This window comes from Streptomyces griseocarneus, from assembly GCF_014655595.1.
In the GTDB taxonomy this organism is placed as follows: Bacteria; Actinomycetota; Actinomycetes; order Streptomycetales; family Streptomycetaceae; genus Streptomyces; species Streptomyces griseocarneus.
Genome location: NZ_BNBL01000001.1, coordinates 1,406,181 through 1,419,697, shown reverse-complemented (window position 1 = coordinate 1,419,697; position 13,517 = coordinate 1,406,181). Strand labels below are relative to the sequence as shown.

Genomic DNA, 13,517 nt, shown 5'->3' with positions numbered 1-13,517 from the left:
CCGGTGGGAACGGCCGGTGGGGTTTGGGCGGTTGACGGGAGGGCAGCCGCTCCTTGTGCTTCGGACCGGAGGCACGCCGCGACAGCAGGACTCCCCGCCCTGGCCGTGCGGCGCTGCCCCGGCGTGCGCGCGAGGCGACCGCCGGCCGGAAGACCCGATCCCCCGAGGAGACGAGTCACCGCCATGCGCCCTTCCCGACACCCCCATGACGACGCCCCCGACACCGCGGCCGCGTTCCGCCGCATCGCCCGCCTGCCCAAGGGCCCCGAGCGGGACGAGCTGCGCCGCCAGGTCGTCACCGCCTGGCTGCCGATGGCCGAGCGCCTGGCCGTGCAGTTCCGCAACCGCGGCGAGTCCGCCGAGGACCTGCACCAGGTCGCGGCGCTCGGCCTGGTCAAGGCCGTGCACCGCTACGACCCCGACCGCGGGACGGCGTTCGCGGGGTTCGCCGTGCCCACGGTCGTGGGGGAGATCAAGCGCCACTTCCGCGACCACATGTGGGGCGTCCATGTGCCCCGCCGGGTGCAGGACCTGCGCAACCGGGTCCGCCGCGCCCGCAACGAGCTGGCGAAGAGCCCGGACGGCACCGGCCCCACCGTCGGTGAGATCGCCGAGCACGCCGGGCTGACCGAGGAGGAGGTGCGCACCGGGCTGGAGGCCATCGACAGCTACGCCACGCTCTCGCTCGAGGCGGAACCCCGGCGTGGCGACGGCCAGGCGCTGCTGGACTCGCTGGGCGGCCCGGACGGCCGGCTGGACGTCGTGGTGGACCGGGTGGCGGCGGAACCTCGGCTGCGGGAACTGCCCCGGCGCGAGCAGGAGATCCTCTACCTGCGGTTCTTCCGCGACATGACGCAGCGTCAGATCGCCGAGGTCATGGGCATCTCCCAGATGCACGTCTCGCGCCTGCTCAGCCGCTGCTGCGCCCGGCTGCGCGAGGAGATCACGGCGGAGGCGTGAGCGGGCCGCCCAGCGCCAGCCCCGTGTGCCGGGCGACCCTCTCCAGCACCCCCGCCTCCGCCATGGAGAACGGCCCGGCCCCGCCCCCGGCCCCGTCCGGGGTGCGCAGGAGCGTCAGCACGGCCGCCACCGCCGGGCCGCCCGGCCCGTCCGGCCGCCGCACCGGCAGACAGGCCAGCGAGACCACCCCGGCCCGGGTGACCAGCGCGTTGCCCTCGCCGTCCCGGCCCAGGCAGTCGGCGTCCTCGGGCCGCACCCGCACCGTGACCACCCCGCCCGCCGCCGCCCCGGCCACCACCGGGCAGTCAGCCGGGTCCTGGGCCCGCAGGACGGCCGCGACGGCGCCGTCCTCCTGCCCCGGCGGAGCGGCCACGGCACAGCGCCGCAGCCGCCCGGTGTCCTCCACCAGGTCGGCGACCGCCCAGTCGGCGGCCGTCGCGCGCAGCGCCCGGGTCACCGCCCGCAGCACGTCCTCCGGCTCCCCGGCGCGGACCGTCAGCAGGGCGGCCGCCGCCTCGTCGGCGATGTCCAGCAGCAGCGTCTCCCGCTCGGCCGCCGGCGGCACGGGGCACGCGGGGCCGGCCGCCGCGCCGCCGCCGGACGGGTGGGGGTCCGGAAGGTGACCGGGGGCCTGGAAGACGGTCAGGACGGCGTTGCGGGTCTCGCCCGGCGGGCGCAGGGCCAGCAGGGTCAGCTGGCGTCGCTCGCCCTGGGGCCGGCCGGCCGTCAGCAGCCGCACCACGGTGCTGCGCGCCCCGTCGCCGCGGGCGACGGCGGCCGCCTGGGTGCGCAGGGCGGCCCGGTCCTCGGGCCGCAGGAAGGACGCCAGCGGGCGCCCGGCGGCGTAGCCCGCGCCGACGCCCAGCAGGCGGGCGGCCTCCTGGTTCAGCCGCCGCACGGTGCCCTCCCGGTCGAGCAGGGCGACGGGCAGGGGCAGCCGCTGGAAGAGCAGGCGCAGCAGCTGCTCCTCGCGGCGGCCGGGGCCGGTGCCCGCCCCGGCCCGGCGCGCCTGCTCCTCGTAGTGCGGCCACAGCACGTCGGCCGCGTACCGCAGCTCGATCAGCGCGGCCTCCAGCGCCGGCGCCCGCCGGTCCGGGGCGAGGCCCCGCGCGCCTTCCAGCTCCCTGACCCGGGCCCGGAAGTCCCGCAGGTCCTCGCCGAGTTCGTCCCAGTCCTCACCGGCCATGACGTCACGATAGTGCCCCGCGCCCGTGCCGTTTCCCCGCCGGGCCCCCGGGCATGCGCCCCCCATGGACGACATGGCACCACCACAGGCCGGGGCGCTGTCGGAGGGCGCGGACGTGCTCGGCGACGAGGCCGGCCTCCCGTCGGGGCGGCGCACCGCCCGGCTCACCGAGCTCATCCCCCGCCTCGTGCCCGGCAGTTGCGGCGCGACCACCACGGTGTGGGACGGCGGCGACGAACCGCCGACCGCGGCCACCCACCCGGACCTGGCCGAACTGGTCTGTGTGCAACTGCGCGAGGACGACGGCCCGATCCCCACGGCCCTGCGCACCCAGGAGCCGGTGCACGCGGCCGACCTGCTCCACGACAGCCGCTGGCCGCGCTACCGGGCCAGTGCGCTGGGCACGGGCATCCGGGCCAGCACCACCTTCCCCTTCCGCCGGGACGGCGTCACCGTCACTGTCACCCTCTACCACCTGCGCCCCGGCGGGCTGGAGGGCGTCGCGGAGGGGCCGCCGGTGATCCTCGGCAAGCTGCTCACGGACACGATCGCGCGGGACCGCCGCTACCGCCGGGCGCTGGCCGCCGTGGAGCAGCTGGACGCGGCGCTGCGCTCGCACGCGGTGGTCGACCAGGCCTGCGGCATCCTCATGCACCTCATGGACTGCGACGCCGACGCCGCCCTCGAGGTGCTGCGGCGGGCCTCGCAGCACGGCAACCGCAAACTGTCCGAGCTGGCCCGCGCGGTCGTCGCGACCAGAGGCGCGGTGCTGTCGCCGGGACGCGTGCCCGCCCCGGATGCGGGTACCCGTGCCCCATGCGCACCTTGCTGAACTCCTGGGACCGGTCCCTGTTCGACCTGGTGGCCACGCGCCACTGGCCGGGGGGCGACCGGGTGCTGCCGAAACTCTCGCGCGGGGCGGACCACGGGGTGCTGTGGCTCGGCGTGGCCACGGGCGCGGCGCTGCTGGGCGGGCGGCCCGCGCGGCGCGCCGCCCTGCGCGGGGTGGCGTCGCTGGCGCTCGCCTCGGCGACGGTCAACACCCTGGGCAAGCGGTCGGTGCGGCGCGTCCGGCCGGTGCTGGACGCGGTCCCGGTGATCCGGCGACTGGCGCGCCAGCCGTTCACGACCTCCTTCCCGTCCGGGCACTCCGCCTCCGCGGCGGCCTTCGCGACCGGCGTCGCGCTGGAGAACCCCGTGTGGGGCCTGGCGCTGGCGCCGCTCGCCGTGTCCGTGTGCTTCTCGCGCGTCTACACCGGGGTGCACTACCCGGGCGACGTGCTGGCGGGGGCGCTGCTCGGCGTGGGCGCCGCCTACGCCGTGCGCGGGGTGGCCCCGACCCGTTCCCAGCTCGCTCCGCCGGCCCGGCCGCGGGCGGAGGCTCCGGCGCTGCCGGGCGGCCGTGGCCTGGTCGTCGTCGCCAACGCCGCCTCCGGCCAGCGGATGCCGGGCCGTACGGACCCGGAGCCGGAGATCCGCGCGGAGCTGCCGGACACCGAGTTCGTCGGGGTGGGCCCCGAGGACGACCTGTCCGAGGCGCTGGAGTCGGCCGCCGAGCGGGCCGCCGAGCTCGGCGGGGCGCTGGGCGTCTCCGGCGGGGACGGCACCGTCAACGCGGCGGCGGCCGCCGCCGCGCGGCACGGCGTGGCGCTGGCGGTGCTGCCCGGCGGCACGTACAACCACTTCGCCCACGACCTGGGCATCGAGTCCGTCGCCGACGCCGCCCGCGCGGTGGAGGCCGGGGAGGCGGTGGCCGTCGACCTGGGCCGCTTCGGCGAGGGCCGCTTCCTGAACACCTTCAGCATCGGGGCGTATCCCGAACTGGTGCGAGTGCGGGAGCACTGGGCCGGGCGGATCGGCGCCTGGCCCGCCGGCATCGTGGCCGCCGTCCACGTGCTGCGCACCGGGCGTCCGCTGCGGCTGCGGATCGACGGCCGGGAGCGGTCGTTGTGGGCGCTGTTCGCCGGCAACTGCACCTACCGCGGCCTGGGGGCCACCCCGGTCCGCCGGCACGACCTGGCCGACGGGGTGCTGGACGTGCGGATGCTGCTGGGCGGCAGGCTTGCCCGTACACGGCTGCTGACGGCGGCCCTGTCGGGGGCGCTCAAGCACTCCCCGGTGCTCAAGGCGGCGCGGGTGCGGCGGCTGTCCGTCGAGGACATCCCGGACGACACTCATCTGGCCTACGACGGCGAGGTGGCGCCCGCGCCCGGCTCCCTGCTGCTGGAGAAGGAGAACGAGGCGCTGGTCGTCTACCGCCTGCCCGGCTGACGGCCCATAGGCCCAAAGGTTCGAGCCCCCCGCGTCACTCCATGCGGGCGAACGGGCTGTCGTCCAGGCCGGCGAGCAGCGCGGCGGGGTCGCGGTAGACGGCGATCGCCCCGGCGGCCTCGAGCTCGGCCCGCCCGATGCCGCCGGAGAGCAGGGCGACGCAGTCCACCCCCGCCGCGCGGGCGGCCTCGACGTCCCAGACGGTGTCGCCGGTGAACAGGGCCCGGTGCGGCGGCACGTCCGCCTGCTCGAGCGCCCGGAGGACGGGGTCGGGTGCCGGTTTGCCGGCGTCGACGTCGTCGGCGCTGGTGGCGGCGAGAATGGCGTCGTCGGCGTCGATCGCGCGGCGCAGCGCCTTGAGTTCGGAGCCCTCGGCGGAGGTCGCGAGGACGATGCGCCAGTCGCGGTCGGCGAGCGCGCGCAGCAGGGCGGCGGCGCCCTCGAGGGGCGGCAGCCGGTCGAACCAGGTGGCGTAGAGGGCCTTGTGCGCCGCGCTGATGGCCTCGTCCCGCTCCTTGTCGCGGTCCTCGCCGAGCAGCCGGTCCATCAGCCGGCCGGAGCTCATGCCCACGGTGTGGTGGATGTCGGTCATCGCGACCCGGTGGCCGGCCTGCTGGAAGGCCTCCCACCAGCTGACGGCGTGCAGGTAGTTGGTGTCGACGAGGGTGCCGTCCACGTCGAAGACGGCCGCTCTCGGGTGCGGGGAGCCTGCCGCGGTGGTCATGTCGTCGTAGGCCGTCACGGGATCCGCCTCAGGGGGTCAGGAGTGTCTTGATCATGCCGTCCTCCTTGGCCTGGAAGGCCTGGTACGCCCGGGGGCCCTCCTCCAGCGGCAGGATGTGCGTGGCGAAGCCCTCCACGCCCAGCGGGTCGGCGTCGGAGAGCAGCGGCAGGATGGCGTCGGTCCAGCGCCGGACGTTGGCCTGGCCCATGCGCAGCTGGATCTGCTTGTCGAACACGGTCATCATCGGGAACGGGTCGGTCATCCCGCCGTAGACGCCGACGACCGAGACCGTGCCGCCGCGGCGCACCGCCTCGATCGCGGTGAGCAGGGCGGACATGCGGTCCACGCCGGCCCGTTCCATGAGCTTCTGCGCCAGGGTGCCGGGCAGCAGGCCCACGGCCCGCTGGGCGGCGTGGGCGGCGGGCGCGCCGTGGGCCTCCATGCCGACGGCGTCGATGACGGCGTCGCTCCCCCGGCCGTCGGTGAGGTCACGGACGGCCTCGACGAGGTCCTTGCCCAGGGCGCCGGCGTCCAGCGTGGTCACGCCGCGGGCCTCGGCCCGCGCCAGCCGTTCGGGCACCAGGTCGACGCCGATGACCCGCTCGGCGCCGCGGTGCAGGGCGATCCGGGCGGCCATGTCGCCGATGGGTCCCAGGCCCAGGACGGTCACGCTGCCGCCGTCGGGGACCGCGGCGTACTCCACCGCCTGCCAGGCGGTGGGCAGGACGTCGGAGAGGTAGACGAACCGCTCGTCGGGCGGGCCGTGGGGCACCTTGACGGGCAGGGTGTCGCCGAACGGCACGCGCAGGAACTCGGCCTGGCCGCCCGGCACCTGTCCGTAGAGCTTGCTGTAGCCGAACAGGGCGGCCCCCTTGCCGCGCTCGCGGACCTGGGTGGTCTCGCACTGGGACTGCAGGCCCCGGCCGCACATGAAGCAGGCCCCGCAGGAGACGTTGAACGGGACGACGACCCGGTCGCCGGGCGCGAGGGAGGTGACCTCCCGGCCCACCTCCTCGACGACGCCCATCGGCTCGTGGCCGAGGATGTCGCCCGGATCGAGGAAGGGGGCCAGCAGTTCGTAGAGGTGGAGGTCGGAGCCGCAGATGCCGGTGGAGGTGATGCGGACGATCACGTCGGTGGGCTGTTCCAGGCGCGGGTCGGGGACGGTCTCGACGCGGACGTCCCGCTTCCCGTGCCAGGTCAGGGCGCGCATCTGCTCTCCTTCGCCGAGTGGCCGCCGGTACTCCACGCCTCGTCACGCTGGCACACCCGGCGGGCGGGCGCCCGCCGCCGGTACTCCATCCGGCCGCACGCGTGCGGCGTCGGGCCGCCGGGCGGGGAAGAACACCGCGGGTACCCGGCGAGTGCGCCGTGAAACCGGACGGTGAGGGAGAGGCGCATGCCCCAGCTGGAGGACCGGAGCGCGGTGCGCCGGGAGGAGGTGGCGCGAGGCGAACGCTCCACCCTGGGCAGCCGGATCCTGACGTATCTGACGACCACCGATCACAAGGTGATCGGCAACATGTATCTGGTGACCGCGTTCGGCTTCTTCCTGCTGGGCGGCGTCCTGGCGATGCTGATGCGCGCGGAGCTGGCGCGGCCGGGGCTGCAGATCGTCAGCGCCGACCAGTACAACCAGTTGGTGACGATCCACGGCACCGTGATGATGCTGCTGTTCGCCACGCCCATGTTCGCGGGCTTCGCGAACGCCGTCATGCCGCTGCAGATCGGCGCCCCGGACGTGGCCTTCCCCCGCCTGAACGCGCTCACGTACTGGCTGTTCCTCTTCGGCGGGCTGACCGTGGTGTCCGGCTTCCTGGTGCCCGGCGGCGCGGCGTCGTTCGGCTGGTTCGCCTACGCGCCGCTGAACAGCGCCGTCCGTACGCCCGGGGCGGGCGGCGACCTGTGGGCGATGGGGCTGGTGGTCGCCGGGCTGAGCACCACGCTGGGGTCGGTGAACTTCATCGCCACCATCGTGACCCTGCGCGCCCCCGGCATGACGATGTTCCGGATGCCGGTCTTCACCTGGAACATCCTCTTCACCTCCATCCTCGCGCTGCTGGCCTTCCCGGTGCTGACGGCGGCGCTGCTGGCCCTGGAGGCGGACCGGAAGTTCGGCGCCCACGTCTTCGACGCGGCCAACGGCGGCGCGCTGCTGTGGCAGCACCTGTTCTGGTTCTTCGGCCACCCCGAGGTCTACATCGTGGCGCTGCCGTTCTTCGGGGTCATCACCGAGATCATCCCCGTCTTCAGCCGCAAGCCGCTCTTCGGCTACGCGGGCATGGTGGGTGCGACGATCGCCATCACGATGCTGTCGGCCAGCGTCTGGGCGCACCACATGTTCGCGACCGGTGCGGTGCTGCTGCCGTTCTTCTCGCTGCTGTCCTTCCTGATCGCCGTGCCCACGGGGGTGAAGTTCTTCAACTGGATCGGCACGATGTGGAAGGGCAGTCTCTCCTTCGAGACCCCGATGCTGTGGGCCGTCGGCTTCCTCGTGACCTTTCTGCTGGGCGGGCTCAGCGGCGTGCTGATCGCTTCCCCGCCGCTGGACTTCCAGGTCACCGACACGTATTTCATCGTCGCCCACCTGCACTACGTGCTGTTCGGGACGGTCGTCTTCGCGATGTTCGGCGGCTTCTACTTCTGGTGGCCCAAATGGACCGGTCGCATGCTCGGCGAGCGCCTGGGCAAGGTGCACTTCTTCACGCTGTTCGCCGGCTTCCAGATCACCTTCCTCGTCCAGCACTGGCTCGGCGAGACGGGCATGCCGCGCCGCTACGCCGACTATCTGGCCGCCGACGGCTTCACCGTCCTGAACAGCGTCTCCTCCATCGGGTCGTTCCTGCTGGGGCTGTCCACGCTGCCCTTCCTCTACAACGTCTGGCACACCGCCCGCCACGCGCCGAAGGTGGAGACCGACGACCCCTGGGGGTTCGGGCGGTCGCTGGAATGGGCGACGTCCTGCCCGCCGCCCCGCCACAACTTCGTCGCCCTGCCCCAGGTGCGCTCCGACTCCCCCGCCTTCGACCTGCACCACCCCGAGGCGGCGGCACGCCCGCTTCCCGCCGGGACCGGAGCCACTGCCGACACCTCCCGGGAGAGGGACGCATGAAGACCGAGGCGTTGCTGTTCGCCGGGGTCGCCGGCTTCTTCCTCGTCACCGACGTCGGCTACGCCTGGTGGTCGGACAGGGAACCCGTCGGCACCACGGCGCTGACGGTGTCCTTCATCATGGCCTCGCTGATCTGCTTCTTCTGCGCCACGAACTACCGCCGCCGCGGCCCGAGGCCCGAGGACCGCGAGGACGCCGCGGTGGCCGAGCGCGCGGGGCGGCTGGACTTCTTCCCGCCCCACAGCCCCTACCCGGTGCTCACGGCGGCCGGGATCGCGCTGCTGGCCCTGGGGGTCGTCTACGGCCTGTGGCTGTTCCTCCTGGCCATGGGGGTCCTCCTCGCCGGTGTGCTGGGCATGACCTTCCAGTACGTCGGGCGCGAGCTGTGAACCCCGTACGGGGGACGGCTCACTCCCGGGGCCGCCGGGCCGGCGCGGCCAGCCGGCCGGCGATCTGCTCGCGCTGCTCGGCGGTCGCGGGCATGTCCACCCGGTCCCGGTAGAACCAGGAGCTCAGCGCCACCCGCAGCCGGTTCCGGCGGGTCAGGGGCGCCGGCCGAGCGGGCAGCGGGCGGGGCATCTCGCGCACCATCAGCCGGTACCGCTGCCGGGGCGAGAGGGCCCGGTGGCCCTCGCCGAGACCGCCGGAGACGCTCTGCTCGACCTCGCCGGTCTCCTCCCCCTCCGTCAGGCGCCGCCGGTCGCGGGCCTGCAGCGCCAGGCACAGCCGCTTGGTGACCACGAAGGCCACGACGGGCCCGAGCACGACCAGCGCCCGCAGCACGCGGATCAGCTCCTCGACCGAGAGCCGGAAGGTGAGGGCGATGACGTCGTTGCCGCCGGCCAGCAGCAACAGGCCGTAGCAGACGACGGCCGCCACCCCGAAGGCGGTACGGGTGGGCCGGTCGCGGGGGCGGTCGCACAGGTGGTGCTCGCTCACGTCGCCCGTCACCCACTTCTCGAAGAGCGGGTAGGCGTACAGGATCAGGAACAGCAGGCCCGGCAGGACGACCGCCGGCAGCAGGACGTTCCACATCAGCGTGTGCCCGGCCACCGCGTTCTCCCAGGGCGGCATCAGGCGCAGGGCGCCCTCCAGGAAGCCCACGTACCAGTCGGGCTGGGCGTCGGTGGTGACCTGGTCCGCGCGGTAGGGCCCGTAGCTCCACACCGGGTTGACCTGGGCGAGGGCCCCGAGGACGGTCAGCCCCCCGGAGATCATGAAGAACAGGCCCGTGGACTTCATGGTGAACTGCGGGAACATCGGCTCCCCCACCACGTTGCGGTTCGTCCGGCCCCGGTCGCTCCACTGGGTGTGCTTGAGGTAGACCACCAGGAACAGGTGCAGGGCGACGAGCGCCAGCAGGACGCCGGGCACGAAGAACACGTGCACGATGTACAGCCGGGGGATGACGCCCTCACCGGGGAACGGCCCCTGCCAGATGAGGTAGCTCAGGTACGTGCCGACGACGGGCAGGGACATCACGATGGTGTTGGCGGTGCGCATCCCGGTCCCGGAGAGCAGGTCGTCCGGCAGGGAGTAGCCGCAGAACCCCTCGAGCAGGGCGAGCATGAAGAGGGTGACGCCGACGGCCCAGTTCAGCTCGCGCGGCCTGCGGAAGGCCCCGGTGAAGAAGATCCGCAGCATGTGGACGCCGGCGGCGGCCACGAACACCAGCGCCGCCCAGTGGTGCACCTGACGGATGAGCAGCCCGCCGCGCACGTCGAAGCTGATGCGCAGCGTCGACGCGTACGCCTGGGTCATCCGCAGCCCGCGCAGCGGCCCGTACGCCCCGTCGTACACGGTCTCGACCATGCTCGCGTCGAAGAAGAAGACGAGGTAGCAGCCGGTGACGACGAGCACCACGAGGCTGTACAGCGCGATCTCCCCCAGCAGGTACGACCAGTGGCCGGGGAAGACCTTGCGCAGCAGGGCGTTGCCCGCCTCGGCGGCGGGGAAGCGCCGGTCCAGCGCCTCGAAGCCGGCCACGGCCACGGCCCGGGCCCGCTCCGCGGCCCGCCCCCTCCGTTTCCCGAACAGCATTGACCACGCTCCCTGCGCGCCGGGTGCCCGCTGGCCGCGCGCGCCCCGCGGCCGATGGCCCTCCGCCATCGCAGGGAGTCCAGCACGCCCGCGCTCGCCATCGCCGCATCCGGCGGCGCCCACCGCGCGGCGCTCACCCTGCCGGCCCAAGGCACGAGTGCCGTTTCGCGCGGCGCTTCGGGGGGAGCCGCATCCCATGGACCACTCTCGCGCACCGGTACTGGAAGCACTCTCCGCCTACACCCGCGGCGGGCAGGTCCCGTTCACCCCGCCGGGCCACAAACAGGGACGCGGCACGGACCCCCGGGTGCGGGAGGTGCTGGGGGACGCGGTGTTCGCCCACGACGTGCTGGCCGTCGGCGGCCTGGACGACCGGACGTCCTCGGGCCGGGTCCTGGAGCGGGCCGAGGCGCTGATGGCCGACGCGGTCGGGGCGGAGCACACCTTCTTCTCCACCTGCGGCAGTTCACTGTCCGTCAAGGCGGCCATGCTGGCCGTCGCCGGTCCCCACGAGGAGCTGCTGATCGGCCGTGACGCCCACAAGTCGGTGGTGGCGGGGCTGATCCTCTCGGGCGTACGGCCCGTGTGGGTCGACCCGCGGTGGGACGCCGGGCTGCACCTGGCCCATCCCCCGTCGCCGGCCGACTTCGAGGAGGCGTTCGAGCGCCACCCCGACGCCCGGGGTGCCCTGGTCACCAGCCCGACCCCGTACGGCACCTGCGCTGACCTGGCGGCCCTGGCCGACGTCTGCCACCGGCGCGGCAAGCCCCTCGTCGTCGACGAGGCGTGGGGCGCGCACCTGCCGTTCCATCCCTCGCTGCCGGTGTGGGCGATGGACGCGGGGGCGGACGTGTGCGTCACGTCCGCGCACAAGATGGGCTCCGGCCTGGAGCAGAGTTCGGTCTTCCACCTGCGCGGTGACCGCGTCGACGCCGGCAGGCTCAGGGCCTGCGCGGACCTGCTGGGCACCACCAGCCCGTCGGTCCTGGTCCACGCCGCGCTCGACGGCTGGCGCCGGCAGATGGTCCAGCACGGCCGGGACCTGTACGACCGTGCCCTGGCGCTCGCGGACACCGTCCGCGCCCGGCTGGAGCGGATCGAGGGGCTCCATGTGTACGGCCGCGAGGACTTCTGCGGCCCCGGCCGGGCCGCCGCCCTCGATCCGCTGCAGCTGGTCGTCGACGTCTCCGCGCTGGGGACCACCGGCTACCGTTGCGCCGACTGGCTGCGCGCCCACCACCGGATGAACTCGCACGTCAGCGACCACCGCCGGGTCAGCGCCCAGCTGACCCACGCCGACGACGAGCGGACGGCGGGCGTCCTGGTCGAGGCCCTGCGCGACCTCTCCCGGCACGCGGCGTCGCTGCGGACCACCCTGGACGTGGAGGTGCCCGCACCGGCGGAACTGCGGCTGGAGCAGGTGGTGCTGCCCCGTGACGCCTTCTTCGGTCCCGCCGAGGTGGTGCCCCGGGAGAAGGCCCGCGGCCGCGTCGCGGCGGAGACGCTCACCCCCTATCCGCCCGGCATTCCGGCGGTGCTGCCCGGCGAGCGGTTCGACGCGGCGGTGCTGCGCTATCTGCGCACCGGAGTGGAGGCGGGCATGGTCGTCCCCGACGCCACCGATCCCCGGCTGGAGGTGGTCAGGGTCGTCGCGGAGGACTGACCGGCTCGGTCGGTCCGTATCCGGCTCAGTCGGTGACCGGCTCAGTCGGTGACCGTGGAGGGCGCCTCGACGCAGAACTGCAGCAGGCCCGCGCACACGTCCTTGGCGATCAGCTTCATCTCGGCCCACGGCGGCTGGAACTCGGTGCCCCACTCGACGGTGTAGGCGAGGATCTTCCCCTTGCCGGAGTCGACGATGTGCCGGGCGAAGGCGTAGTCGTCGCTGGTTCCGGCGGTGGGGTAGAGGTCGAAGGCCGGCTTGGGGGTGTACTCCTTGCCCCGTACGGCCTCCAGGGCCCGGGTGAAGTGCTGGGCGAGGGCGAACGAGCCGTCGAGGTCGTCCTTGCGGACGAATTCGCGGTAGGCGGTGTCGCCGTCGACGCCGCGCGTGCCGTCGAACGCGGGGTTCTGGAAGTTCATGTCCCGGTCGTCCGACTGGTTCTCGTCGTCGCCCCAGACGTGCAGCATGGCCTGCGAGTAGCTGTGCACGTCGACGAACCACCGGGTGCGGGGGTGCTCGTCCAGCAGCCACCGCACGTTGCGCGTCTCGGGCTCGGAGAACGGCCGGGGGCCCTGGTAGACCTGCCGGTCGCAGGGGTCGGCCGACACCCGGACGTCGGAGAGGGGCGAGAAGGCCGTGGCGAAGTCGAACAGGAAGTCGTAGTTGCGGTTGATGTCGACGCCCACGCAGTCGCCCACGCCCGTGGAGTGCTCGGGGTTGCGGTTCTTGCGCCACATCGCGTCCACGGTCTGGCTGTAGTGCCGGCCGTCCGGGTTGACCATCGGGAAGACGACGATGTCCAGGCCCTCCAGCAGCGCGGCCACCTGGGCCGCGGTGAACGTCTTGCCGCCGTAGACGAGCCCGGACCCCGTGCTGTACGCCTCGAGCAGGTCGGCGGCGAAGAACACGAGGATCTCGCAGCTGCCCCACTCACGGGCGTGGACGCCGCCGATGAACACGGCGCAGTCGCGGGGCCCGGCGTCCGGCTCCGCCCGCATGCGCAGCGCGTGGCAGGCGACTCCTTCGACGGACGTCTCGGGAAGGTCGATCAGCTCGCAGAGCGTGGGATAGGCGCCCGAGAGATTCACCAACGCGGAGTCTATTTCAGTGGTGTTGAGGTACGGCATCTCATCCCTCCCGGCTCCGGTCCTTCACCTTCTGCCCGAGGCCCTGCGGGACGGTGCCGGGGTCCGCGTAACGATCGCCGGTGCCGACCTCCTCCTGTCGGGCCCGCCCGATGGCGGTCGCGTCCCCGAGGACGTGCACGGCGACGTCCTCGCGCTCCAGGCCCAGGGCCTTCTCCTCGGTGACGTACGCCTCGATGCTCCTCTGCTCGCCGGGGCCGGGCGTGGGGGCGGGTCCACCGCCGACGTCCAGCCGCTCGTCGCGCAGCAGGTTGCGCAGCGCGCGGGTGTCGGCCGCCGTCACGCGCACATGAAGAATCTTGTCCTCACCGGCCATGTCGGCCTCCCAGGTCGCCCTCGGACCCCCTCGAACGTCCTTTCTTCCATCGTGCGCGGCCTCCCGTGCCGATGTCGAATCGTGCCGGCAGGCGGATCCG

12 protein-coding genes are annotated in these 13,517 nt (G+C 73.8%); 6 read left to right on the top strand and 6 right to left on the bottom strand.

The annotated features are described in order from the left end of the window. Positions 1-183 precede the first annotated feature (183 nt). Entirely contained in the window at positions 184-960 is a 777-nt protein-coding gene (locus IE295_RS05635) for a SigB/SigF/SigG family RNA polymerase sigma factor (RefSeq protein WP_190062275.1), read from the top strand. Here IE295_RS05635 and IE295_RS05630 read toward each other — a convergent pair. Further along, the gene (locus IE295_RS05630; RefSeq protein ID WP_190062274.1) at positions 944-2,146 is read right to left on the bottom strand and encodes a PAS domain-containing protein; all 1,203 of its coding nucleotides are present in this window, start codon (positions 2,144-2,146) and stop codon (positions 944-946) included. The genes IE295_RS05635 and IE295_RS05630 overlap by 17 nt on opposite strands. 73 nt (positions 2,147-2,219) lie before the next feature. On the opposite strand from IE295_RS05630, the gene IE295_RS05625 reads away from it, so the two are divergent. Together IE295_RS05625 and IE295_RS05620 are read left to right on the top strand one after the other, a co-directional pair. Continuing rightward, positions 2,220-2,978: a GAF and ANTAR domain-containing protein gene (locus tag IE295_RS05625; protein WP_190062273.1), complete on the top strand. Its 759-nt coding sequence runs from the start codon at positions 2,220-2,222 to the stop codon at positions 2,976-2,978. Then, a complete protein-coding gene (locus IE295_RS05620) occupies positions 2,963-4,417 on the top strand; it encodes a bifunctional phosphatase PAP2/diacylglycerol kinase family protein (RefSeq protein WP_190062272.1) in 1,455 nt (484 codons plus the stop codon). Before IE295_RS05625 ends, IE295_RS05620 begins: the two co-directional genes overlap by 16 nt. A 34-nt stretch (positions 4,418-4,451) precedes the next feature. Here IE295_RS05620 and IE295_RS05615 read toward each other — a convergent pair whose 3' ends face one another. Continuing rightward, on the bottom strand, positions 4,452-5,141 hold the full coding sequence (locus IE295_RS05615; protein ID WP_190062426.1) for an HAD family hydrolase: 690 nt from the start codon (positions 5,139-5,141) through the stop codon (positions 4,452-4,454). A 28-nt stretch (positions 5,142-5,169) separates the two neighbouring features. Further along, positions 5,170-6,354, bottom strand: coding sequence for a zinc-dependent alcohol dehydrogenase (locus IE295_RS05610; protein WP_190062271.1), 1,185 nt, complete (start codon positions 6,352-6,354; stop codon positions 5,170-5,172). 186 nt (positions 6,355-6,540) lie between these two features. Here IE295_RS05610 and ctaD point away from each other — a divergent pair, with 186 nt between their 5' ends. Next, the gene (gene ctaD / locus IE295_RS05605; RefSeq protein ID WP_190062270.1) at positions 6,541-8,253 is read left to right on the top strand and encodes an aa3-type cytochrome oxidase subunit I; all 1,713 of its coding nucleotides are present in this window, start codon (positions 6,541-6,543) and stop codon (positions 8,251-8,253) included. Beyond that, positions 8,250-8,642 carry a cytochrome c oxidase subunit 4 gene (locus IE295_RS05600; protein WP_190062269.1) on the top strand — a complete coding sequence of 131 codons (393 nt, stop codon included), beginning with the start codon at positions 8,250-8,252 and terminating at the stop codon, positions 8,640-8,642. Before ctaD ends, IE295_RS05600 begins: the two co-directional genes overlap by 4 nt. 19 nt (positions 8,643-8,661) lie before the next feature. Here the strand turns inward: IE295_RS05600 and qcrB are convergent, their stop codons facing one another. Continuing rightward, entirely contained in the window at positions 8,662-10,293 is a 1,632-nt protein-coding gene (gene qcrB, locus IE295_RS05595; protein ID WP_190062268.1) for a cytochrome bc1 complex cytochrome b subunit, read from the bottom strand. A 196-nt stretch (positions 10,294-10,489) separates the two neighbouring features. Here qcrB and IE295_RS05590 point away from each other — a divergent pair, with 196 nt between their 5' ends. Beyond that, positions 10,490-11,956, top strand: coding sequence for an aminotransferase class I/II-fold pyridoxal phosphate-dependent enzyme (locus IE295_RS05590; RefSeq protein ID WP_190062267.1), 1,467 nt, complete (start codon positions 10,490-10,492; stop codon positions 11,954-11,956). 41 nt (positions 11,957-11,997) lie between these two features. On the opposite strand, the gene IE295_RS05585 is transcribed toward IE295_RS05590, so the two are convergent. Both IE295_RS05585 and IE295_RS05580 read right to left on the bottom strand, forming a co-directional pair. Beyond that, positions 11,998-13,083, bottom strand: a complete 1,086-nt coding sequence (locus IE295_RS05585) for a M14 family metallopeptidase (RefSeq protein ID WP_190062266.1) — start codon at positions 13,081-13,083, stop codon at positions 11,998-12,000. Between the two features lies 1 nt (position 13,084). Beyond that, on the bottom strand, positions 13,085-13,417 hold the full coding sequence (locus tag IE295_RS05580) for a hypothetical protein (RefSeq protein WP_190062265.1): 333 nt from the start codon (positions 13,415-13,417) through the stop codon (positions 13,085-13,087). Between the last annotated feature and the right edge of the window lie 100 nt (positions 13,418-13,517).